Origin of the sequence: Lysobacter soli, from assembly GCF_003382285.1 — a bacterium.
Lineage (GTDB): Bacteria > Pseudomonadota > Gammaproteobacteria > Xanthomonadales > Xanthomonadaceae > Lysobacter_J > Lysobacter_J soli.
The window spans coordinates 287444-309662 of the sequence record NZ_QTJR01000002.1 but is presented as its reverse complement, the minus strand read 5'-3'; the positions used below and the strand labels follow the sequence as shown (position 1 = coordinate 309662).

Annotated in this window: 25 protein-coding genes; 3 read left to right on the top strand and 22 right to left on the bottom strand. The window is 68.7% G+C overall.

Annotated elements, in window-relative coordinates:
• Positions 1 to 7: 7 nt before the first annotated feature.
• The 14 genes from DX912_RS04720 to DX912_RS04655 all read right to left on the bottom strand — a co-directional run bounded on the left by DX912_RS04720 (position 8) and on the right by DX912_RS04655 (position 11748).
• Positions 8 to 796, bottom strand: coding sequence for a haloacid dehalogenase-like hydrolase (locus tag DX912_RS04720; protein WP_115841317.1), 789 nt, complete (start codon positions 794 to 796; stop codon positions 8 to 10).
• The gene (gene trpC, locus DX912_RS04715) at positions 793 to 1584 is read right to left on the bottom strand and encodes an indole-3-glycerol phosphate synthase TrpC (RefSeq protein WP_115841316.1); all 792 of its coding nucleotides are present in this window, start codon (positions 1582 to 1584) and stop codon (positions 793 to 795) included. Before trpC ends, DX912_RS04720 begins: the two co-directional genes overlap by 4 nt.
• On the bottom strand, positions 1581 to 1937 hold the full coding sequence (locus tag DX912_RS04710; protein WP_115841315.1) for an antibiotic biosynthesis monooxygenase family protein: 357 nt from the start codon (positions 1935 to 1937) through the stop codon (positions 1581 to 1583). The genes trpC and DX912_RS04710 overlap by 4 nt, the downstream gene beginning before the upstream one ends.
• Positions 1937 to 2983, bottom strand: a complete 1047-nt coding sequence (trpD, locus tag DX912_RS04705) for an anthranilate phosphoribosyltransferase (protein WP_115841314.1) — start codon at positions 2981 to 2983, stop codon at positions 1937 to 1939. The genes DX912_RS04710 and trpD overlap by 1 nt, the downstream gene beginning before the upstream one ends.
• A 122-nt stretch (positions 2984 to 3105) precedes the next feature.
• The gene (locus DX912_RS04700; protein WP_115841313.1) at positions 3106 to 3696 is read right to left on the bottom strand and encodes an anthranilate synthase component II; all 591 of its coding nucleotides are present in this window, start codon (positions 3694 to 3696) and stop codon (positions 3106 to 3108) included.
• A gap of 244 nt (positions 3697 to 3940) precedes the next feature.
• The gene (locus DX912_RS04695; protein WP_115841312.1) at positions 3941 to 5341 is read right to left on the bottom strand and encodes a sensor histidine kinase; all 1401 of its coding nucleotides are present in this window, start codon (positions 5339 to 5341) and stop codon (positions 3941 to 3943) included.
• On the bottom strand, positions 5338 to 6015 hold the full coding sequence (locus DX912_RS04690; protein WP_115841311.1) for a winged helix-turn-helix domain-containing protein: 678 nt from the start codon (positions 6013 to 6015) through the stop codon (positions 5338 to 5340). Before DX912_RS04690 ends, DX912_RS04695 begins: the two co-directional genes overlap by 4 nt.
• A 91-nt stretch (positions 6016 to 6106) precedes the next feature.
• Complete coding sequence (locus DX912_RS04685; RefSeq protein WP_115841310.1) at positions 6107 to 6301, bottom strand: hypothetical protein; 195 nt, start codon at positions 6299 to 6301, stop codon at positions 6107 to 6109.
• A gap of 244 nt (positions 6302 to 6545) precedes the next feature.
• Positions 6546 to 7247, bottom strand: coding sequence for a hypothetical protein (locus tag DX912_RS04680; RefSeq protein ID WP_115841309.1), 702 nt, complete (start codon positions 7245 to 7247; stop codon positions 6546 to 6548).
• A 179-nt stretch (positions 7248 to 7426) separates the two neighbouring features.
• On the bottom strand, positions 7427 to 8914 hold the full coding sequence (gene trpE, locus DX912_RS04675) for an anthranilate synthase component I (RefSeq protein ID WP_115841308.1): 1488 nt from the start codon (positions 8912 to 8914) through the stop codon (positions 7427 to 7429).
• Positions 8915 to 9047: 133 nt separating this feature from the next.
• Positions 9048 to 9995, bottom strand: a complete 948-nt coding sequence (gene yegS, locus DX912_RS04670) for a lipid kinase YegS (RefSeq protein WP_115841307.1) — start codon at positions 9993 to 9995, stop codon at positions 9048 to 9050.
• Between the two features lie 242 nt (positions 9996 to 10237).
• Positions 10238 to 10711 carry a ribonuclease E activity regulator RraA gene (rraA, locus tag DX912_RS04665; RefSeq protein ID WP_115841306.1) on the bottom strand — a complete coding sequence of 158 codons (474 nt, stop codon included), beginning with the start codon at positions 10709 to 10711 and terminating at the stop codon, positions 10238 to 10240.
• Positions 10708 to 11382 (bottom strand): ribulose-phosphate 3-epimerase, encoded by a 675-nt coding sequence (gene rpe / locus DX912_RS04660; RefSeq protein WP_115841305.1) that lies wholly within the window; start codon positions 11380 to 11382, stop codon positions 10708 to 10710. Before rpe ends, rraA begins: the two co-directional genes overlap by 4 nt.
• A gap of 30 nt (positions 11383 to 11412) precedes the next feature.
• A complete protein-coding gene (locus DX912_RS04655; RefSeq protein WP_115841304.1) occupies positions 11413 to 11748 on the bottom strand; it encodes a J domain-containing protein in 336 nt (111 codons plus the stop codon).
• Positions 11749 to 11907: 159 nt separating this feature from the next.
• On the opposite strand from DX912_RS04655, the gene DX912_RS04650 reads away from it, so the two are divergent.
• Positions 11908 to 12828, top strand: coding sequence for a phosphoribosylaminoimidazolesuccinocarboxamide synthase (locus DX912_RS04650; protein WP_115841303.1), 921 nt, complete (start codon positions 11908 to 11910; stop codon positions 12826 to 12828).
• Positions 12829 to 12932: 104 nt separating this feature from the next.
• Entirely contained in the window at positions 12933 to 13439 is a 507-nt protein-coding gene (locus DX912_RS04645) for an Mpo1 family 2-hydroxy fatty acid dioxygenase (RefSeq protein ID WP_115841302.1), read from the top strand.
• An 18-nt stretch (positions 13440 to 13457) separates the two neighbouring features.
• On the opposite strand, the gene DX912_RS04640 is transcribed toward DX912_RS04645, so the two are convergent.
• The gene (locus DX912_RS04640; protein WP_115841301.1) at positions 13458 to 14225 is read right to left on the bottom strand and encodes an oxygen-binding di-iron domain-containing protein; all 768 of its coding nucleotides are present in this window, start codon (positions 14223 to 14225) and stop codon (positions 13458 to 13460) included.
• Positions 14226 to 14398: 173 nt separating this feature from the next.
• On the opposite strand from DX912_RS04640, the gene DX912_RS04635 reads away from it, so the two are divergent.
• Positions 14399 to 15286, top strand: coding sequence for a DMT family transporter (locus DX912_RS04635; protein WP_115841300.1), 888 nt, complete (start codon positions 14399 to 14401; stop codon positions 15284 to 15286).
• Between the two features lies 1 nt (position 15287).
• Here the strand turns inward: DX912_RS04635 and DX912_RS04630 are convergent, their stop codons facing one another.
• From DX912_RS04630 to hppD, 7 genes are all read right to left on the bottom strand, one after another.
• Positions 15288 to 16163: an SDR family oxidoreductase gene (locus tag DX912_RS04630; RefSeq protein WP_115841299.1), complete on the bottom strand. Its 876-nt coding sequence runs from the start codon at positions 16161 to 16163 to the stop codon at positions 15288 to 15290.
• Positions 16164 to 16167: 4 nt separating this feature from the next.
• Positions 16168 to 17388 (bottom strand): Na+/H+ antiporter NhaA, encoded by a 1221-nt coding sequence (gene nhaA / locus DX912_RS04625; RefSeq protein ID WP_115841298.1) that lies wholly within the window; start codon positions 17386 to 17388, stop codon positions 16168 to 16170.
• Between the two features lie 73 nt (positions 17389 to 17461).
• Complete coding sequence (locus DX912_RS04620; protein WP_115841297.1) at positions 17462 to 18415, bottom strand: sodium:calcium antiporter; 954 nt, start codon at positions 18413 to 18415, stop codon at positions 17462 to 17464.
• A gap of 72 nt (positions 18416 to 18487) precedes the next feature.
• Entirely contained in the window at positions 18488 to 19135 is a 648-nt protein-coding gene (locus tag DX912_RS04615; protein ID WP_147298563.1) for a hypothetical protein, read from the bottom strand.
• Between the two features lie 82 nt (positions 19136 to 19217).
• Positions 19218 to 20525, bottom strand: a complete 1308-nt coding sequence (hmgA, locus tag DX912_RS04610; protein ID WP_115841295.1) for a homogentisate 1,2-dioxygenase — start codon at positions 20523 to 20525, stop codon at positions 19218 to 19220.
• Positions 20522 to 20935 (bottom strand): endonuclease domain-containing protein, encoded by a 414-nt coding sequence (locus DX912_RS04605; RefSeq protein ID WP_115841495.1) that lies wholly within the window; start codon positions 20933 to 20935, stop codon positions 20522 to 20524. Before DX912_RS04605 ends, hmgA begins: the two co-directional genes overlap by 4 nt.
• 106 nt (positions 20936 to 21041) lie before the next feature.
• A complete protein-coding gene (gene hppD, locus DX912_RS04600; RefSeq protein ID WP_115841494.1) occupies positions 21042 to 22112 on the bottom strand; it encodes a 4-hydroxyphenylpyruvate dioxygenase in 1071 nt (356 codons plus the stop codon).
• Positions 22113 to 22219 lie beyond the last annotated feature (107 nt).

The following is a 22219-nucleotide window of genomic DNA, read 5'->3' as shown; positions in this document are numbered from 1 at the left end:
GCGGCGATCAGCCCTGTACGGGGTCGCCGCCACGCTCCTTGCATCCCCAGTTGAGGATCGGCGTGCCGGGCGGCAACACGCGCCGGAACATCGTCACGCGACGGCGCTTGGGATTGACCACCACCGGCTTGCGCGCCGCCTTGAGCAGCGGCAGGTCCGCGCTGCTGTCCGAGTACGCGACCGCGATCTGGTCATAGCCGGCGTCCCAGATCATCCGCATCTTGTTCTCGTGGTGGCAGTGCTCGACGGTGATCATGCCGCCGAGGAACGGCCCGCCGATGCTGCCGATCACCGGCAGGTCCTCGTGCGCCACGAAGTCGAGGATCGCACGCGCCAGCTCCGGCGAGGCGCCGGTGGCGATGATCACGCGATCGCCGGCATCGCGATGCTTCTGCAGCACCTTCAGAGCGATCGGCAGCAGGCGCGCGCGGATCTCCTTCGCGTGCTTGCGCACGTAGAGATCGATCAACCGGTCCATGTCGTGGCGGCGGTGGGTGCCGAAGGTCGCGATCCACAGGTAGACGGAGATCGCATGGCGGCGCGTCGGCAGCCACGCGATCAGCGGCAGCAGCAGCGGCGACAGCGCGATCGCGGCCACGACGCGCGCCCAGTCGCGCTTGATCAGCCAAAGCACGAGATGGCTGCCGGAGTCGCCGTCGTACAGCGTGTGGTCGAAGTCGAACACCACCAGCGGCGCGTACGGGCGCTTGCCGGTGGCGGCCTCGCCCGTCGTCGCGACGGCGGCCGCACCCGGCAGGTGGTCGACGCCTTCGGGCACCGGTCCGGTCGTGCTCATGCGGCGAACAGGCGCTGCAGCGCGGCGCCGGGTTCGGCTTCGCGCATGAAGGATTCGCCGACCAGGAAGGTCTGCACGCCGGCCGCGCGCATCTTCGCGACGTCGGCCTGCGTGGCGATGCCGCTTTCGGTCACCAGCGTGCGGTCGCGCGGTACGGCGTTCTGCAGCTCGAGCGTCGTGTCGAGCGACACCTCGAACGTGCGCAGGTTGCGGTTGTTCACGCCGATGAGCTCGCAGTCGGTCTGCAGCGCGCGCTCGAGTTCGTCGATGTCGTGCACTTCCACCAGCACGTCCATGCCGAGCTCCATGGCGAGGTTCGCCATCTCGACCATCTGGCCGTCTTCCAGCGCGGCGACGATCAGCAGGATCGCGTCGGCGCCGATCACGCGCGCTTCGTAGACCTGGTACGGGTCGATGGTGAAATCCTTGCGCAGCACCGGCAGCGAGCACGCGGCGCGCGCCTCGCCCAGGTACAGGTTGCTGCCCTGGAAGAAGTCGACGTCCGTCAGCACCGACAGGCACGCCGCACCGCCGGCCTCGTAGCTGCGCGCGATCTGCGCCGGATGGAAGTCCTTGCGGATCAGCCCCTTCGACGGGCTCGCCTTCTTCACTTCGGCAATCACCGCCGCCTCGCCTGCCGCGTGCTTGCGGCGGATCGCGTCGACGAAACCGCGCGTGGGCGGCTGCTGCAGCGCACGGGCGCGCATGTCTTCGAGCGGCCGCACGCGGCTGCGCTGCTGGATCTCCTCGACCTTGCGGGCCAGGATCGTGTTGAGGATGTCGCTCATTCGGAAGGCTTGGAGTGCATTGCGGGCTTGCCGTAAGCGCGTTCGACCTTGGCCACGCGCAGTTCGTAGTGTTCGTACCAGTGCACGCGGCCGTGCGCACGCGTGGCGGCGTGTTCGGCGTGCTGCCGCCACGCGGCGATGGACGCTTCGCTGTCCCAGTAGGAGACGGTGATGCCGAACCCGTCCGCGCCGCGCGTCGATTCCACGCCGAGGAATCCCGGCTGCGACGACGCCAGTTCGACCATGCGTTCGGCCGCTTCGCCGTAACCGGCATCATCGTGCGCGTTGCGGCGCGAGGAGAAGATCACCGCGTAATACGGCGGCGCGGGCAGGCGGGCGAAGGCGTGGTCCATCACGCGCCCACCGGTTCGCCGGCGAGTTCGCGCGTGGTCGCGACGAACTCCTCCAGCTTGTGCTTCGCCGCGCCGGAGGCCAGCGCCGCACGCGCGCGCTCGATGCCCTCGGCGATACTGTCGGCGACGCCGGCGGCGTAGATCGCGGCGCCCGCATTGAGCGCGACGATCTCGCGCGGCAGGCCGGCTTCGTCGTTCAGCGCCTGCATCAGCAGGATTTTCGATTCGGCCGCGTCGTTCACGCGCAGGTTGCGGCTGGCGGCCATCGCGATGCCGAAGTCCTCCGGATGGACTTCGTACTCGCGCACCGTGCCGTCGCGCAGCTCGCCGACGAGGCTGCCGGCACCGAGCGACAGCTCGTCCATGCCGTCGCGGCCCCACACCACCAGCGCGCGTTTCGCGCCCAGTTCCTGCAACACGCGCACCTGGATGCCGACCAGGTCGGGATGGAACACGCCCATGAGGATGCTCGGCGCGCCAGCGGGATTGGTCAGCGGGCCGAGGATGTTGAACATCGTGCGCACGCCCATTTCGCGGCGCACAGGCGCGACGACCTTCATCGCCGGATGGTGGATCGGCGCGAACATGAAGCCGATGCCGCACCGTTCGATGCAGCGCGCGACCTGTTCGGGCTGCAGTTCGATCGATGCGCCCAGCGCTTCGAGCGCATCGGCGCTGCCGGATTTCGACGACACGCTGCGGTTGCCGTGCTTGGCGACCTTCGCGCCCGCCGCCGCGACCACGAACATGCTCGCGGTGGAAATGTTGAACGTGTTGGCGCCATCGCCGCCGGTGCCGACGATGTCGACGAGGTTCTCGCGATCGGCGACCTCCACCGGCCGCGCGAACTCGCGCAATACCGTCGCCGCGCCGGCGATCTCGCCGACGGTTTCCTTTTTCACCCGCAGCCCGGTCAGGATCGCCGCCGTCATCGCCGGCGAGACTTCGCCGCGCATGATCATGCGCATCAGCTCGACCATCTCGTCGTGGAAGATCTCACGATGCTCGATGGTGCGTTGCAGGGCTTCTTGCGGGGTGATGGGCATGGGCGTGGCGATCGGGGGCGTGGCGGGACGGAGCGGGCCTCAGGGCCGGGGAAACCGAAACGATAGCAGCTGTCGCGCCGACGCCGTGGCGTTTCGCAACGGGCGCCTGGTGCGCGTGGCGGTCATCGCTCCAGGAAGTTCTTCAGCAGCGCGTGGCCGTGTTCGGTGAGGATCGACTCGGGGTGGAACTGCACGCCTTCCACCGGATGCTCGCGGTGGCGCAGGCCCATGATCTCGTCGAAGGCGGGCGCGCCGTCCTCGCCGTCGACCTCGGTCCAGGCGGTGATTTCCAGGCAATCGGGCAACGTTTCGCGCGACACGACCAGCGAGTGGTAGCGCGTGGCCTCGTAGCCGTCGGGCAGCCCGGCGAACACGCCGCGGCCTTCGTGGCGGATGCGCGAGGTCTTGCCGTGCATGATCCGCTTGGCGCGCACGACGTCGCCGCCGTAGGCCTGCCCCAGGCTCTGGTGCCCCAGGCACACGCCGAACACCGGGATGCGCGGGCCGAGCTCGCGGATCACGTCCACCGACACGCCCGCCTCGTTCGGCGTGCACGGGCCGGGCGAGACGACGATGCGCTCGGGTGAAAGGTCCTCGATCTGCGCGACGGACAGCTCGTCGTTGCGGATCACCTTCACCTCGGCGCCCAGCGCCTGCAGGTACTGCACGAGGTTGTAGGTAAAGCTGTCGTAGTTGTCGATCATCAACAGCATCGGCGCGGGCTCGGCATGGGGTTGGACGCAACGCGATTATCCCGCGCGGCGGCGGGCCGGCGGGGTCGGTGCTTGGGTTCGGGGTGGAACGCGGCCGATGCGGCCGGCGTGGAGTCAGTGCGTGGGGCGGGAAACACTCGGCAGTTCCTTGGACGACAACGAGGGGCGGACGGCAGCCAACGGCCACCATCGCCAACCCAGGTCGGCTTTTCGGAACTGCGGGGAGGAACGCACGATCATGGCCCTACTCTAGCGGCTCGGCCGGCGCGATGCGACCCGGCGCGCCCGCCAAGGGCAGCGTCACCTGCACACGCAGGCCCGGCGCGCGGTCGATCAGCTCGATCCGGCCGCCGTGGCGATGCACGATCGCCCGCACCAGGCTCAGCCCCAGACCGCTTCCCGGCGTGCCGCGATGCGATTCCAGCCGCTGGAACCGGTCGAACACGCGTTCGCGGTCGGCTTCGGGAATGCCCGGGCCGCCATCGTCCACGCGCAGAACGGCGGCCTCGCCCACATGCAGCGACAGCCCGACCTCGCTGCCTTCGGGCGCGTACTTGAGCGCGTTGTCGAGCAGGTTCACCAGCATCTGGAACAACTGGTCGCGATCGCCGCGCACGAGCGCCGGCTCCAGCGACAGCGCCAGGCGCACCGATCGCTCGGCGCCGATGGGCGTGTAGAGCTCGGCGGCGTCGGCGGCCAGCGCCGAGAGGTCCAGCTCCGGTCCCTCGCCTGCCGGCGGCTGCGCTTCGATGCGCGCCAGCCGCAGCAGCGCGCCGAACGTGGTGAGCAGGTGGTCGGTTTCCTGCACGGCGCCGTCGAGCGCCGCGCGTTCGGCCGGCGTCGCGCCGCTGCGATGGCGCAGATCCTCCAGGCGGTTGCGCAGCCGCGTCAGCGGCGTGCGCAGGTCGTGCGCGATGTGGTCGGTCGCGTGGCGCACGCCGCCGAGCAGTTCCTCGATGCGGTCGAGCATCGCGTTGAAGCGCCGCCCGAGGCGGTCGAACGCGTCGCCGCTGCCGTCCAGCGGCACACGCAGCCCCAGTTCGCCGCCACCCACGCGCGCGGCGGTGCGATCCAGATGGCCGAGCCGGTGCGACACCCAGCGCGACGTCAGCCAGCCGGCGAGCGCGCCCAGCGTCGCCGCGACCGCCAGCGCCACCAGCGCCGTGCGCAGCATCAGCGCGAGGAAGCGATCCTGCGACTGCAACCGCAGCCCGGTCAGCAGGGTTTCGCCGTTCGGCAACGGCTGCAGCTGTGCGAGCACGCGACGCGATTGCGTGCCGTCGCCCGGCACCGCATCGCCGGCGAGCTCGAACGTCGTCCATCGCACGCCGCGACCGGCATGCAGCGCGGGAACATCGCCTACTTCGACGCGTCCATCCGCGCCGATCAACGCGTACACCGCGTCGGGATCGTCCGGCGCGTCGAGGCGATCGCGCAGTTCCTGCACGAGTGCGGCGCGCCCGCCGTCGCGCTGCAGTTGCATCAGTCCCGCCGAATCGGTGCGCACCAGTTCGCGCGCGTCCTGCAGCAGCAGCGTGGACACGGCGACGTAGACGCCCGCGCCCAGCAGCACGAAGGCGAGCAGGAACGCGCCCATCACGGCGAGCGCCAGGCGCGTGCTGGTGGAGCGCAGCGGGCCCGTCATTCGCCCAGCCGGTAGCCGGCGCCGCGCACGGTGTGCAGCAGCGGGCGCTCGAAGCCGTGGTCGATCTTCTGCCGCAACCGGCTGATGTGCACGTCGATGACGTTGGTCTGCGGATCGAAGTGGTAGTCCCACACCGCTTCGAGCAGCATCGTGCGCGTGACGACGCGACCGGCCTGGCGCATCAGGTATTCGAGCAGGCGGAATTCGCGCGGCTGCAGTTCGATGCGTTTGCCGGCGCGGCGTGCGTCGCGGCCGAGCAGGTCGAGTTCGAGCTCGCCGACCGAAAGCCGCGTGGGTTCGCGCTGCGCCTGTTCGCGCTCGCGGCGCACGATGCTGTCCAGGCGCGCGCTCAGTTCGGAATAGGCGAAAGGTTTGACCAGGTAATCGTCGGCGCCGGCGCGCAGGCCTTCGACGCGGTGATCGACCTCGCCCAGCGCGGTGAGCAGCAGCAGCGGCGTGCGGTTGCCGGCGCCGCGCAGCGTCTGCAGCAGCACCAGGCCGTCGAGCGCGGGCAGCATGCGATCGAGCACGATCGCGTCGAAGCTCTCGGTCGTCGCCAGAAACAGGCCCTGCTTGCCGTCGCCGGCGTGTTCGACCGTGTGGCCGTCCTCGCGCAGGCCCTTGCCGATGAAGGCCGCGGTGTGGGGATCGTCTTCGATCAGCAGGACGCGCATGGGAACTCCGGAATGCAAAAAAAGGATACCCCGGCGGTGCGCACCGTCGGGGTATCCGCCCGCGTTGCACGGGCTCCGGGGACGATGGGGATCAGCCCTTCTTGGCGTCGCTCTTGGTGGCGGGAGCGACTGCCTTCTTGCTGGCGTGCTTGTGCTTGGAGACCGTGCCCTTGGCCGGGGCGGTCGACGCGGCCGGGGCGGCCGGCGCGGTGCTCGGCGGGGCGGCCAGGGCGGAACCGGCCAGTGCGGTCAGGGCGACGGCGAACAGGGACTTGCGCAGGTTCATGGGGTGACTCCTTGGTAAGACGCGGGTGACTCGGACGAGGGATCTTCGTTCGGTCGGGAACTGCCTCCCCGACCGCAGGATCAGACTGCGCCTGCGCGGCTCACCGGAGGATTTCCGGGGGATTAACTATCGGTAATGTTTCGGCGAACGCCGGGACCCAGGCCCGACGCGGTTCCGTCGAGGTGCCTGCTTCCTTCGGATGACGTGACAGCCTGGATCCCGGCCTTCGCCGGGATGACGGACTTCAAGCCACCCCGCTCCCCCGCCGCAACGGCACCGGTGCGGTCGCGATGCGCGCCTTCAGATCGGCCATCGTTCCCGGCAGCACGACGAGGTAATTGATCAGCTGTTCGGCCAGTTCGAGCAGCAGTTCGGCGTTGGCCTTGTCGATCGTCGTCTCGTCCTCGAACTGACGTCCGAACGTGCCGCTGGGCGCGAGCAACTGCGCGATGTCCTGCAACGGTCGCGACAGGTCGACGTCGTGCGGCAGTGCTTCGAGCTTGCGCGTCAGCGACAGCTCGGCCTTGTCGTCGGCAAGCATGCGCGCCGTCAATCCGCCGAGCAGATGTCGCACGATCAGCGAACTCGCCCCCCACTCGGCGTGGTTGTACAGCTTCAACGCGGATTCGTAGCTGCGCGCGAGCGGCGCCGACATCGCATGCAGGTGCTCGACGCCCGCCATCGGCTCGCGTCCGCCGGAACCGGGATGGCAGAACAGCCCGTTCGCCTGGTTCGTGCCGTCGGCGTCGAGCAGCTGCACGAACAGCACCGTGCGCTCGCAACGCGTGCATTCCAGTTCGCTGGCCGCCAGTTGCCGGCCGTGCTCCTGCCATGGACGGGCCTCGAAGACCGATTCCTTCAGGCAATGCGGGCAGAGGATTTCGACGGTGCGGGGGAACGTGTTCGAGAAACGCGACTGGACGAGAGCATCGTGGACGAGCTGCATGGCCGTCTCCTTCCCGCGTTGTCGATGTCGATGACACCGTGCCCGGCAGTGAAGCGCGCCGTTTGTGAAATTAACGTTGCGGGCGCGGACTTCCGGCCGCCCGGTCGCACGCAGTGAACGCCGCGTGAGAACCGCCGGGGTATCGCATCACGGCGCGCGAACGCCGCGATGCGTGCCGATCACAAACCGCGCGCGGCCTGCGCGACGGCGCGGAACAACGCGCGCCCCTTGTTCATCGTCTCCTCCCATTCCATCGCCGGATCGGAGTCGTAGACGATGCCGGCGCCGGCCTGCACGTACAGGCGACCGTCCTGGATGACGGCGGTGCGGATCGCGATCGCCGTGTCGGCGTCGCCGCTGCGGCCGGGCTCGCCCCAGCCGAGGTAACCGATCGAACCGGCGTAGACGTTGCGCTTGATCGGTTCGAGTTCGCGGATCACTTCCAGCGCGCGGATCTTGGGCGCGCCGCTGACGGTGCCGGCGGGGAATGTCGCGCGCAGCACGTCGGCGTAGCTCAGGCCCGGCTTCAGCGTGCCGGTGACTTCGCTGACGATATGCATGACGTGGCTGTAGCGCTCGATCACGAACTGCTCGCCGACCTCGACCGTGCCCGCCTCCGAGACGCGGCCGACGTCGTTGCGGCCGAGGTCGATCAGCATCAGGTGCTCGGCGCGTTCCTTCGGATCGGCCAGCAGTTCGGCCTCCAGTTCCGCGTCGCGCTCGGGCGTGTCGCCACGCGGGCGCGTGCCGGCGATCGGCCGCACGGTGACCTTGCCGTCCTGCAGGCGCACGAGGATTTCCGGCGAAGAGCCGACGACCTGCGTGCCGCCCACATCGAGGTAGTACATGTACGGCGACGGATTGAGCGCACGCAGCGCGCGGTACACGTCGACCGGGCGCGCCTTGAAGGGCACCGACAGGCGTTGGCTCAGCACGACCTGGAAGATGTCACCGGCGCGGATGTATTCCTTCGACTTCTCCACCGCCGCGATGAACCCTTCGCGCGTGAAGCCGGACACGAAATCGCCTTCGTCCAGCAACCGGCCTTCCAGCGTCTCCGGATAACCCGGCCCGCCCTGGCGCAGGCGATGCACGAGTTCGTCCAGCCGGCGGTTCGCGCGCGCCATCGCGCGTGGCTCGGACGGGTCGGCGTGCACGATCAGGTACAGCCGGCCCTTGAGGTTGTCGAACACCGCCAGCTCGTCGCTCTGCATCAGCAGAATGTCGGGCGTGCCGAGTTCGTCTTCCTTTTCGCCGCCGGCGAACCGCGGTTCGATGTACTGGATCGACTCGAAGCCGAACCAGCCCACCAGCCCGCCGGTGAAGCCGGGCAGGTCGGGAATCGTCGGCACGCTGTGCATCGCGCGCAGGCGCTCGACTTCGGCGAACGGATCGTCCACGACGCGGCTTTCGACCAACTCGCCATCCTCGGTCACGAACAGCGTGTGCCCGGCGAACGCGTACACGCGGCGCGCGGGCAGGCCGATGATCGAATAGCGGCCGAAACGCTCGCCGCCTTCGACCGATTCGAACAGGTAGGTGTGCGGGCCGTCGGCGAGCTTGAGGTAGACCGACAGCGGCGTGTCGAGGTCGCTCAGGACTTCGCGGACGACGGGAACGAGGGTGTGGGTATCAGCGTGTTGCGAAGACGGGGAATCGGAGGTCACGCGGCATTTCCTTGGAAGTCGATGGGAGGTGGCAGGCGACGCACGGTCGCCATCGCCCCTCCGCACCGAGGCGGAAATGCGGGATCGTCGAAAAGAGGTCGGGCACGCGGCTCATCGCCCGTACTCTACCGGGTCAGCGCAGCGCGAGGCGAGCCGGCGCAAGGAGCGGACAGTGTTCCGGCAGGTGCATGCGCAGGCGCGCGGGCACGCAGGCGATGGCGAACCGCCGTGCCTGCACGGGTTCGCCATCGAGGTTGAGCGCAATCTCGCCGTCCTGCGCTTCGATGGTCACCGCGCGCATGCGGCCACGCTCGCCGACGCGTTCGAGCGCGGCGCCGCGACCTTCGCGCACCAGCGTGGCGACGGTGGTGGCCAGTTCGCCTTCGAGTTCGGGGATGATGGTGAGGTCGAGCAGTCCGTCGTCGATGCGTGCGTCCGGGCACAACAGCTGCCCGCCGCCGGCCTGCCGGCCGTTGCCGATGCCCAGCGCGATCAGCGCGCCGCGCCAGTCGACCCCCTCGCCGTGCACGTGTGCGGCGACCGGCTCGATCCGGCCCATCTTCGCGATACCTGTGACCAGATAGGCCAGACCGCCGAGCAGTTTCTTCAGGCCATCGTCGGTTTCCACCGTGACTTCCGTGCCGAATCCGCCACTGGCCAGGTTGATGCACCAGTGCCGCACGCCGTCGGCCTCCACGCGCAGCATGTCGATGGCGTGCGCCGGCGTGTCGGCGACCAGGCGCAGGGCGTCGTGCGGATCGAGCGGGATCGTGGCGGCAGTGGCGAAATCGTTCGCCGTGCCCAGCGGCATCGCGGCAAGCGCGGGCAGCGTTGCGGCGTCCTCATGGCGTTCGGCCAGCGCCGCGGCGACTTCGCCCAGCGAACCGTCGCCGCCGCCGGCGATCACGCAATGCACGCCATCGTCGACGGCCTCGTCGACATAACGCGCCGCATCGCCGCGTTCCCACGTCACGCGCACGTCGAGCGTCGCGCCGCCGGCTCGCATCGCCACGACGGCGTCGCGCACGGCGTCGTTTCCCGCGGATTTTCCGTTGAGGATCAGGCGCCAGTGCGTCGCCATGGTCGTTCTGCGTGGGGAACCCGCGTGCAGGCTAAACGGCGCGGGCGCGAGCGTTCGTGAACGGGCGAACAGCGCGTCGGCGACGGCCGATGCGTCACACGTCCGTCATCGAACGTGCGGAGAATCAGAGTCCATTCTCAAGGACGACGGACGGAGGCTGGATTGCCTCCAAGCATTCCCGGCGGCGGGCCAGCGATGGCCTGCCGCTTTCGTTTTCGTTCGTTGGAATGCTCGCGCCTGCTTCAGCGCAGGTCGGTGTCGGCCACGACCACGCCGTCTTCGTCCGCGCACAGCCAGTCGCCGGGGCGGATGCGCACGCCGCCGAATTCCACTTCGACATCGCGCTCGCCCGCGCCGAGCTTGTCGGTCTTGCGCGGGCAGGTGCCCAGCGCCTTCACGCCCAGCGCGATGGTCGAGATCGCATCGCTGTCGCGGATCGCGCCGAACACGATCACGCCCGCCCAGCCGTTCTCCGCGGCCTTGGCCGCGAGCAGGTCGCCGAGCATCGCGCGTCGCATCGAACCGCCGCCGTCCACCACCAGCACGCGGCCCTGCCCCGGTTCGTCCACCGCTTCGCGCACGCGCGAGTTGTCCTCGTCGGCGCGCACGGTACTGACGATTCCGTTGAACGCGATGCGGCCGCCGAAGTCCTGCAACGGCAGCTCGACCACGCGCACCTGCGCGTCGTGCAGATCGCACAGGTCGCAGGTTTTCATCCGCGCACCTTCGACACGGCGTCCTTCATGCGGCCGATCACGTCGGCGTAATCGGTGGCGTTGAAGATCGCCGAGCCTGCAACGAAGGTGTCCGCGCCGGCGGCGGCGATCTCGGCGATGTTGTCGGCTTTCACGCCACCGTCGATTTCCAGGCGGATCGGCTTGCCGGTGGCGTCGATCATCTTGCGCACGCGGCGCAGTTTCTCCAGCGCCGACGGAATGAAGCTCTGTCCGCCGAAGCCGGGATTGACCGACATGAGCAGCACCATGTCGAGCTCTTCGAGCACCCACTCCAGCGCGTCGACCGGCGTAGCGGGATTGAGCACCAGGCCCGCCTGGCAGCCGTGCGACTTGATCAGCTGGATCGTGCGGTGCACGTGCGCGCTGGCTTCGGGATGGAAGCTGATCAGCGTGGCGCCGGCCTTGGCGAAGTCGGGGACGATGCGGTCCACCGGTTCGACCATCAGGTGCACGTCGATCGGCGCGGTGACGCCGTGCTTGCGCAGCGCCTCGCAGACCATCGGGCCGATGGTGAGGTTCGGGACGTAGTGGTTGTCCATCACGTCGAAGTGCACCCAGTCGGCGCCGGCGTTGAGCACGTTGTCGACTTCCTCGCCCAGTTTGGCGAAGTTGGCCGAAAGGATGGACGGGGCGATGACGGTGGATTGCATGGGGGATGCTCGGCGGCGTTCGTGGTTGGGTCAGCGGTTCCGACGCAAAGTCTTGATGCGGTCGTAAGCCTGGTTGATCTCGCGGGCGCGGATTTCGGCTTGCTCGCGCAGCTCGGACGCGGCGCCGGCGACGCGGTCGGGGTGGTACTGGGACATCAGGCGACGGTAGGCCTGGTCGACCTCGGCATCGGTCGCGTCGGACGTCAGGCCCAGCGCGGCATACGGGTTGTCCCGGCGCAGCTTGAACCAGTCGGTGTCGAAGGCGTGGCCCACCAGCAGCCCGATCAGGGCCCCGAACAGCGGGTTGGTGCGGAACAACGCGGCCCCCGCGAAGAAGCCCAGGAGCTTGCCGTACCAGCGTTTCATCGTCCTCCCCGCGGTCCGCGGTCGCCCGTTTAGGTCCGTCGACAGTGTACCTGCACGTCGCCGCCGGCCGGCGTACACTGGCCGGCCCTGTCGCGCACGCGCGCGAGGCAAGGCGAGCGTCGGGCGGGGGCTCCATCGCACCCATCGGGGATTCCTGCGTTGTCCACGACCCTGCTCCAGTCCGACCTTCCCGGCCTCCATCTCCGCCATCGCGGCAAGGTCCGCGACGTCTTCGACCTCCCTGCCGATCGCCTGCCCGCCGGCGCCGGCGACTGTTTGCTGATGGTCGCGACCGATCGCCTTTCCGCCTTCGACGTGGTGCTGCCCGATCCGATTCCGGGCAAGGGCGAGATGCTCTGCCAGATCAGCAATTTCTGGTTCGGCAAGACCGACCACATCATCCGCAACCACCTCACCGGGATCGATGTCGCCTCGGTGCTGCCCGAGGGCGTCGACGCGGCGTTGTACGGCAAGCGCGCGGTGGTGACCAAGAAGCTCAAGCCCGTGCCGGTGGAATGCATCGCGCGCGGCTACCTCATCGGCAGCGGCTGGAAGGATTACCAGCGCACCGGCCGCGTCAGCGGCATCGCCCTGCCCGACGGCCTGCGCCAGGCCGAGCAGCTGGCCGAACCGATCTTCACCCCGTCGACCAAAGCCGCCGTTGGCGACCACGACGAGAACATCGACTTCGACACCGCCGTGCGCACCGTCGGCGCGGACCTGGCCGAACAGGTGCGCGACGCGACGCTGCGGCTGTACAAGTACGCCCGCGACTACGCGGCGCAGCGCGGCATCATCCTGGCCGACACGAAGTTCGAATTCGGCCTGGACGCCGACGGCCACCTGTACGTGATGGACGAGATGCTGACGCCCGATTCGTCGCGCTACTGGCCCGCGGACGAATACGAGGTCGGCACCAGCCCGCCGAGCTACGACAAGCAGTTCGTGCGCGACTACCTGGAAACGCTCGACTGGAACAAGACGGCCCCGGGCCCGAACCTGCCGGCCGAGGTCATCGAACGCACCCGCGCGAAGTACGCCGAGGCGCTGATGAAGCTGGCCGGCATCTCGGTCGACTGACCGCCGGGCGGTACCGCGGGATCGGGCGCCTGCGTCCCGATCCCGCTATCCTCCTCCCATCCGCGCGCGGGCGCGGACCGTCATGCGCCTTGGGAGGGGTCGACATGAACACCGCCGCCGAATCTTCGCAGCACGCCACGCAGCGCCCGATCGACCGCTGGTTCGCGCACTACTCCGCCGACCATCGCAACCAGACGAACCAGCGCATCCACGTGATCTGCGTGCCGGCGATCCTGTGGAGCGTGATCGCGCTGCTGTGGTGCATCCCGACGCCGGCGTCGTGGATGAACGATGGTTTCTGGGCGGGCGTGGCGATGCTCGCCACCGTGCTGTTCTACTACCGCGCCTCGCGCCTGCTCGGCCTGGGCATGCTGGCGATGTACGTGCTGATGGGCCTGCTGACCAAGTGGATCCACGACACCTACGGCACCTCGACGCTGCTGTGGCTGGCGGTCGGCGTGTTCGTCGTCGCGTGGATCGGCCAGTTCATCGGCCACAGCGCGCGCTACGAGAACAAGCGCCCGAGCTTTCTCACCGACCTGACGTATCTGCTGATCGGCCCGGCATGGGTGCTGTCGAAGCTGTACCGGAAGATCGGGCTGCGCTACTGAGGCCTAACAACCGGCTTCTCACAGTCGGTAGTGCTCCGGCCCGATCAGGTCCACGCCGCACTCGAGCCGTTCGATCCAGTCCAGGAAGCGCTCCATCGTCTCGCCGCGCATCGGCAACCCGTGCTGCGGGACGATCATCGACGGCGCGAGCTGGCGCACCATCCGCGCCCACAATCGCGTGGCGCGGTTGGATGCCATGTAGCGTCGATGGAAACCTTCCATGCGCGACACGTGCACGTCGAAGTCGTCGACGAACGCATACGGCGTGCGGCTGGGCACCATCGACGCGCCGACGTCGCCGGAGAACAGGATCCGGCTGACGGGATCGTAGAAGCTGAAATTCCCCACCGAATGCATGAAGTGCGCCGGCAGCGCGCGAACGGAACTGTCGCCCATCGGAATGTGCCCGCCTTCGTCGGGCAGCAGGTGGTAGCGATCGCTTCCCGCATTGCGCAGATAGCCCGGCACGACGTGCGGCACGAAGCGGCCCCACAGCTTCGAACACACCACCGTGGTGTTGGTGTACAGCAGCCACTTGTCGACCGAGCCGATGATGTCCGGATCCTGATGCGAGCACAGCAGCCAGGTCACGTCGGTCGGCGCGACGAACTCGCCGATCGCGAGGATCAGCGGGTTGTAGAGCAGCGCCCCGCCGGGATCGAGCAGCGCGCTCGCGTCGCCATGCTGGATCAGGAACTGGTTCGCCTGCACGCCGTCGTCGCCGCGCACCAGGTCGCTGAAGGCGATGCAGCGGTGGCCGGGCTGCTCGAACAGGATCGTCGCCATGGGTCCTCCCCCTTTGCACGAGCGGGCGACTGTAGAAACACGCGCGGTCTGCGCGCTTGAGCCGGATCAAGCCGCGCGAAGGCCGACGATGTGCACGCACGTCTGGCCGCGCCCGCGGCGAAACGAGGACAATAGAGCGACGGACGACTCCCTCCCCGCGTCCGTGGAGTGCCATGTCCCCGCGCGATCTGATGCTGGTCCTGGTGGTCGTCGCGGCCTGGGCCGTGAACTTCCTGACGTCCGCGCTGGCAATGCGCGAAATCCCGCCGTTCCTGTTCACCGCCTTGCGTTTCGCGCTGCTCGCGCTGCCGCTGGCGTGGCTGGTGAAGCGGCCCGCGCCCGGCCAGTGGCCGCGCCTGCTCGCGGTGTGCCTGTGCATCGGCGTGCTGCATTTCGGCTTGAGCTTCACCGCGCTGAAGCTCGCCGGCGATCTGTCGTCGCCCGCCATCGTCATGCAGAGCTACGTGCCGATGACGACGCTGCTGGCGTGGTGGTGGCTCGGCGAGCGCTTCGCGTGGCGCACGGGGCTGGCGATCGGGATCAGCTTCGCCGGCGTGCTCGTGCTCGGACTCGATCCGACCGTGATGGACCACCCGATGTCGCTCGTGCTGATGCTGGTGTCGGCGGCGTTCCTCGCCATCGGCACCGTGCTGATGAAGGGCCTGCGCGGCATGGACGTCTACAGCCAGCAGGGCTGGACGGCGATCTTCGCCGTGCTGCCGCTGCTGGCGATCAGCGCCGTGCTGGAGCCGGGCGCGCTCGCCACGCTGCCGCAGTGGAGCTGGGTGGCGTGGGCCGGCGCGCTGTATGCGGCGTTCGTGTCCTCGCTGCTCGGACACGGGCTGTACTACGTGCTGGTGCAGCGCCATCCGGTCGCGCGCGTGATGCCGTGGCTGCTGCTGGTGCCGGTGCTGGCGATGGGCCTGGGCATCGCGTTCTGGGGCGACCGCCCCGGGCCGCGTTTGCTCATCGGCGGCGCGATGGTCCTGGGCGGCGTGCTGCTGATCGCGCTGCGCGCGCTGAGCCGGCAGCGTCCGGCCCCGCGCGCCGAGCAAATCTGACTCAGCCTTCGTCGCTGCTGCGCGGCTGGAACATCTGCGCACGCGGACGGAACGCACGCGGCGCGTAACCGAAATCGCGCTGCGCCGGACTCATGTCGAACGTGAGGTCGCTGCGCATGCGGCGCACCGCAGCTTCGCCGAGACCGGTCGCGCGGCCGGTAAGCTGCGCCACGAACAGCGCTGCGTTGAACATCGGCGACGGCAGTTCGACGAGCGTCGGCGGCGGATTCAACGATGCGAGCACGCGCGCGACCATGTCGCGATAGGTGAGCGTTTCGCCACCGGGCAAGGCATACGTCTGGCCCTGCGTCGCCGGCGTGTTCGCGCAGGCGAACGCCGCGGCGGCGAGGTCGTCGGTGTGTACCGGCTGGCGCAGCCCGTTCGCGCCGCGCGGCAGCGGGAAGCGCCCCCAGCGGCTGGCGAGCTGCGCGATGCGCGTGAGCGTCGCGTCGCGTCCGGCGCCGTAGATCAACGTCGGACGCAGCAGCGTAGCGGTGGCGCCGCGTTCGCCGGCGGTCTTGAACACCCGCTCCTCGCCTTCGCGCAGGCGCCGCGCGACATCGCGTTCTTCCGCATCGGCCGAACCGCGCTTCACCTCGACGCTGGTCGAACCGAAGGCGATCACGCGCGCGGCCTGGATCTGCGAGGTCGCATACCAGTTCGCGAACCCGTCCAGTGGACCGCAGCTGAAGATCGCGTCCACGCGCGCGGGCAGGCCCTGCGCGCCGGGAAGTTCGCCGCGCAGCCATTGCAGGCCGGGTTCGTCGGACTGTTCCGCACGCGACAGTGCCGTGATGCGCCAGCCGTCGTTCCGCAGCAGCCCGAGCAGGGGAAAACCGATCTGTCCGGTCGCGCCGAACACCAGTGCGTGCCGCATGCCTTCAGTCCATCCTCGTCGTGCGCGGCAACGTCGCGCGCAACCACAGCCAGCCGCCCACCGCCGACAGCAGCGAGGCCATCAGTACGCCGAGCACCGCCGAGCCGTAGGCGTCGGTGTCGTGGTACGCGAGCGATGCGATGAACAGGCTCATCGTGAAGCCGATGCCGCACATCAGCCCGAGTCCGATCATCGCGCGCAGGTCCATCCCGTCGGGGAAACGCGCCCAGCCAAGCGCGCGCATCAGCACCGCGGCGCCGACGATGCCGATCGGCTTGCCGACCACCAGCCCGAGCACGACCCCCATCGGCAGCGGCGCGAGCAGATCGTCGAGCCGCATGCCACCGAGCACGCGGCCGGCGTTGGCGAAGGCGAACACCGGCAGGATCGCGTACGCGACCCACGGATGCAGCGCGTGTTCCAGCGATTCCAGCGGCGAATGCACATGCGTGTCGGCGACATCGTCATTGCGACGGCCGTGCGGAATCATCAGCCCCGTCACGACGCCGGCGAGCGTCGCATGCACGCCGGACTTCAGCACGCACACCCACAGCACCACGCCCAGCAGCAGGTACGGCGCCAGGCGCATCACGCCGCGGCGGTTGAGCAGCCACATGCCGGCGACGGCGACCGCGGCCCACACCAGCGCCGTCACCGACAAGCCGTGCGAATAGAAGAACGCGATGATCAGCACCGCGATGAGGTCGTCGACCACCGCGATCGTCGACAGCAGCAGCTTCATGCCCGCCGGCACGCGCGAGCCCAGCAGCGCGAGCACGCCGAGCGCGAAGGCGATGTCGGTCGCCGTCGGCACCGCCCATCCGCGCATCGCCTGCGCGTCGTGGTGGTTCAGCGCGACGAACAGCAGCGCCGGCACCGCGACACCTGCGGCGGCGCACACCATCGGCAGCACGAGTTGCGCACGCGTCGCGAGCTGGCCGCTCAGCGCCTCGCGCTTGATCTCCAGTGCGACCAGCAGGAAGAACACCGCCATCAGGCCGTCGTTGATCCACAACAGCAGCGGCTTGGCGATCTCGAACGCGCCCACGCGCACCTGCACGGGCAGCGCGCGGAAGCCTTCGTAGTACGACACCAGCGGCGAGTTCGCCGCGACCATCGCCAGCACGGCGGCGGCGATCAGCACGATCCCGCCGGCGGCCTCCAGGCGGAAGAACTCGGCCAGCCCACGCAGTGCGCGCGGAGAGGGCCGGTTCGTGGCGTGCATCGGGGATTGCGTCATCCCGGAAGTATATCGGCCCCTGCGGCGCGCACCGGACGTGCGCGTCGCACGCGCGCGTTCAATGCATCGTGAGCAGTTCGAAGGCGACCCACGCGAGGAACGCGATCACCAGACCCGCGCCTTCGCCCTTGCTGATGTGCAGGTCGCCGCGCAGCATCGGATAGAGCATCAGCGCGAACACGCACGCCGCCGGCAGTTCGAACATCACGAACGATTCGGGGAACGCGACGGAGCCGCCGATCGCCGCCATGCCGCCGATCACCACCAGCACGTTGAACAGGCTGGAACCGATGACGTGGCCCACGACGATGTCGCCATGGCCCTTGCGTGCGGCGGAGATGGCCGCGGCCATTTCCGGGAGCGCCGTGCCGATGGCCACCGGGATCAGGCCGGTGAGCAGGGGCGCCATGCCGATGCCTTCGCCAATGGTCGGCGCGCTACGCACGACCATGCGCGAGCCGAAGTACAGCAGCACCGCGGCGATGCCGAAGCGGATGAGGTTGAGCCAGAGGTCCGTGCTGGTGCGCGCGAACGCGGCGATCGCATCCTGCAGTTCGGGCGCTTCGCGGCGCGTGCGGATCGCGGCGTACGTCACGACCGCGACGAACACGACCAGCAGCACGAAACCCTCCACGCGCGTCAGCGTGCCGTCGGAGCCGAGCAGCATCGTCAGCAACGTGCCGAGCAGCAGCGCCAGCAGCAGCGGCGACAGCGCGCGCCAGCGCACGGTCATCGGGGCGATCAACGCCGCCGCGCCGAGCGTCAGGCCCACGTTGGCGACATTGCTGCCGACCGCGTTGCCCAGCGCCAGCAGCGGCTGGTGGCGGGCGACCGCCTGCCAGTTGACCGCCAGTTCCGGCAGCGACGTGCCGAAGGCCACCAGCACCAAGCCGGCAACGAAGGGAGACGCGCCCAGCCGCTGCGCGAGGCCGGAAGCGCCCTTCACGATCGAATCGCCGCCCAGTGCGAGCAGCACCAGCCCCAGTACGAACCAGCCTATGGCCTCGAGCATCGTGTCCCCCTCCACGTCCTCAATCCCTGGATTCTATGCCCGAGGCGACATGCGGCGTACACGACACGGGTCTCAGGAACAGCCTTCCACGTAATCGACCTGCGGCGGCTCGCCGATGCGCCACGCGGTCACGCGCCCGTCCGCATCGGTCTCGAACAGCACCACGCCCGAACCGCCGCCGGGGTTCGGAATGCGCAGGTAGTGGCCGCCTTCGACGTACTTGTGGTTCTGCATCTGCACATGGCCCGCGTAGAGCCGCTGGATGTCCTGCGTGGTCATGCCAATGCGGCCGCCGCCCGGTGCCTCGATGTCGGGCGTGTCCACGTCGATGCGCACGAAGCGCGAATCCTCGAACATGAAACCGATGCGATAGCCGACCTGCGGACGCGGCTGCGGCATGAGGTAGTAGCAACCCGCGGGCGTGTCGGGCTTTGGGCCCGTGAGGTCCTTGCCCCACGCCATGCGCACCTGCTCCTCGGTGGCGCCGAACGGCGCGGGGCCGAAGCCGGCGTAACCGATCGCGCCGGGGGCGGGCATCACGCCGGCGGGTTGTGCGACAGGCGCCGACGGCGGTGTCGTCGAAGGTGTCGGCGACGCCGGGCTGGCGGGCGCGGCTTCCGTCTTTGCCGATGCTGGCGCCGATGGGGTCGGCTGCGCCGGCCCGCGTTCGCCGCAGGCCGACAATGCCAGCAGCAGCACCGTCGCCATCGCCATCCTCATCGCACCGCGCCCTCGTGAACGACTGGCGGGCAGCCTACTCCGGGGCGACGTCAACGGCGCGCAAATGCGCCGGGCGCGTACGTCAGCGCCGGGCGTCGAAGTGCTTCTGCAGCCCGGCCCAGCACGCCTGGTAATCGCGTTGGCGATGCGCGGCGTCGATCGCCTGCTTAGTCGGGCGGATGACGGCGCGCGTTTCGAACATGAAGGCCATCGTGTCGCGGATGACGTCGGGCTTCGACAGATCGGCCGCGCTCGCCTTCTCGAAGGTCGCCGCGTCCGGGCCGTGGCCCGTCATCGAGTTGTGCAGCGACGCGCCACCGGGCACGAAGCCCTCGGCCTTCGCGTCGTAGGCGCCGTGCACCAGGCCCATGAACTCGCTGGCGATGTTGCGGTGGAACCACGGCGGACGGAACGTGTCCTGCGCGACGAGCCAGCGCGGCGGAAAGATCACGAAATCCATGTTGCTGGTGCCCGGCGTGTCGCTGGGCGAATGCAGCACCAGGAAGATGGACGGATCGGGATGGTCGAAGGAGATCGAACCGATCGTGTTGAACAGGCGCAGGTCGTACTTGTACGGCGCGTAGTTGCCGTGCCATGCGACGACGTCGATCGGCGAGTGGCCGATGTCGGCGCGCCACAGGTGTCCCTGGAATTTCGCGACGAGTTCGAAGTCGCCGTCGACGTCTTCGTACGCGGCGTTCGGCGCGAGGAAATCGCGCGGGTTCGCCAGGCCGTTGCTGCCGATCGGGCCGAGGTCCGGCAGCCGCAGCATCGCGCCGAAGTTCTCGCAAACGTAACCGCGCGCCTCGCCATCGGGCAACGTCACCGCGAAGCGGATGCCGCGCGGAATCACGGCGATTTCCTGCGGCTCGACGTCGAGCACGCCGAGTTCGGTCTCGATATGCAGCCGCCCCTGCTGCGGCACGATCAGCAGTTCGCCGTCGGCGTCGTAGAACCAGCGGCCCTGCATGTCGCGATTGGCGGCGTAAACGTGGATCGCGACGCCGCTTTGCGCGGCGGGCGAGCCGTTGCCGGCCATGGTGAACAGCGCATCGACGAAATCGACGCGGCTTTCCGGCATCGGCAACGGGCTCCAGCGCAGCTGGTCGGGCGAGATCGGCGCGTCGTCGAAGTCGTTGTGGAACGACGCCTTCGGATGCGGATACGGCGAGAACCCGCCGTGCATCGCCGCCGGGCGGATGCGGTACAGCCAGCTGCGACGGTTCGCATGGCGCGGCGCGGTGAACGCCGTACCGGAAATCTGCTCGGCGTACAGCCCGTGCGCGACGCGCTGCGGCGAGTTGCGCCCGACCGGCAGCGCGCCGGCTACCGCCTCCGTCGCGAACTCGTTGCCGAAACCGGATTGGTAGCCGTTGCTGGTGATGGTCATGACGGGTCCGCCTTTGCTTGTAGCCCCTCTCCCTCCGGGAGAGGGGTTGGGGTGAGGGTCGGGGTGTCCAGATGGTTCCAGATCGCCTCGATCACCGCGTCCAGTTGCTGAAGAACTTCATTGCTTGCGAAGCGGAGGATCGCAATTCCGCGCGAGTGGAGGAAGGCGTCCCGCGCCGCATCCGATACGGCCGTGTGCTGCGAGCCATCCACTTCGACCGCCAACCGCGCACGCTCGCAGTAGAAGTCCACGATGTACGGGGGCACTGGACGTTGGCGACGAAACTTGAAGCCGCCGAGCTGGCTCGCACGCAACCGTTGCCACAGCACGCGCTCCGAGTCCGTCATGCCGCCACGCAACCGCTTCGCATGCGCGTGGGTTCGTGTCGGCAATGGCGGCTTGGACGACATGGGCTTCCCTACCCTCACCCCAACCCCTCTCCCGGAGGGAGAGGGACTCAAACACCGGCAGATCGTGGGGCGATGCCCTCGTGTCGACGGCCCTCCCGGCTGACGCTTACAACACCCCGCGCCGCATCTGATCGCGCTCGATGCTTTCGAACAGCGCCTGGAAGTTGCCTTCGCCGAAGCCTTCGTTGCCCTTGCGCTGGATGATCTCGAAGAAGATCGGGCCGATCGCGTTCTGCGTGAAGATCTGCAGCAGCTTGCGCTGGTGCGTTTCGCGGTCGGCGTCGATCAGGATCTTGTTCTTCCGCAGGCGCTCGACGTCCTCGTTGTGGCCCGGCACGCGCTGGTCGATCACCTCGAAATACGTGTCCGGCGTGTCGAGGAACTCCACGCCCTGCGCGCGCATCGCCTCGACGGTCTCGTAGATGTCGTCGGTGAAGCAGGCGATGTGCTGGATGCCCTCGCCCTTGTAGGCGTCGAGGTATTCGTTGATCTGCGACTTGGGATCGTTGGACTCGTTCAGCGGGATGCGCACGATGCCGTCCGGCGCGGTCATCGCCTTGGACACCAGGCCGGTCTTGGCGCCCTTGATGTCGAAGTAGCGGATCTCGCGGAAGTTGAACAGTCGCTCGTAATAGTCCGACCACTTCTGCATGTTGCCGAAGTAGAGGTTGTGCGTGAGGTGGTCGATGAAGGTCAGCCCGAAACCCTTCGGCGCGGCTTCGGCGCCCTGCACCGGCAGGTAGTCGCCGTCGTAGATCGAACCGGCGGCGCCGTAGCGGTCGACCAGGTACAGCATGCAGTCGCCGATGCCCTTCACCACCGGCGCGGCGACGGCGCGCGTCTCGGCCTTGTCGGTGATGGCCTCGCCGCCGTTGCCGACGACGGTGTCGAACACCTTCTGCGAGGTTTCCTTGAAGCGGATCGCGAAGCCGCACGCGCTCGGGCCGTGCTTGGCTGCGAAATCGGCCGCGAAGCTGTCCGGGTCCTCGTTGACGAGGAAGTTCACGTCGCCCTGGCGATACACGGTGATTGCGCGCGTCTTGTGGCGCAGCACGGCCGTGAAGCCCAGCTTGCGGAAATAATCGTGCAGGGCCTCGCCCTGGCCGGCCGGGGCGGCGAATTCGACGAACTCGAAGCCGTCGATGCCGAGCGGGTTCTCGAACGTGGTGACCTGCATGCCGAGGTTGGGCTGCGCATTCATGGCATTGTTCTCAGATAGCGGCCCGGCTGTGGGGACGGACTTCCGGCCGGGCCATTCGGAAACGACCGTTATAGTTTCACCTG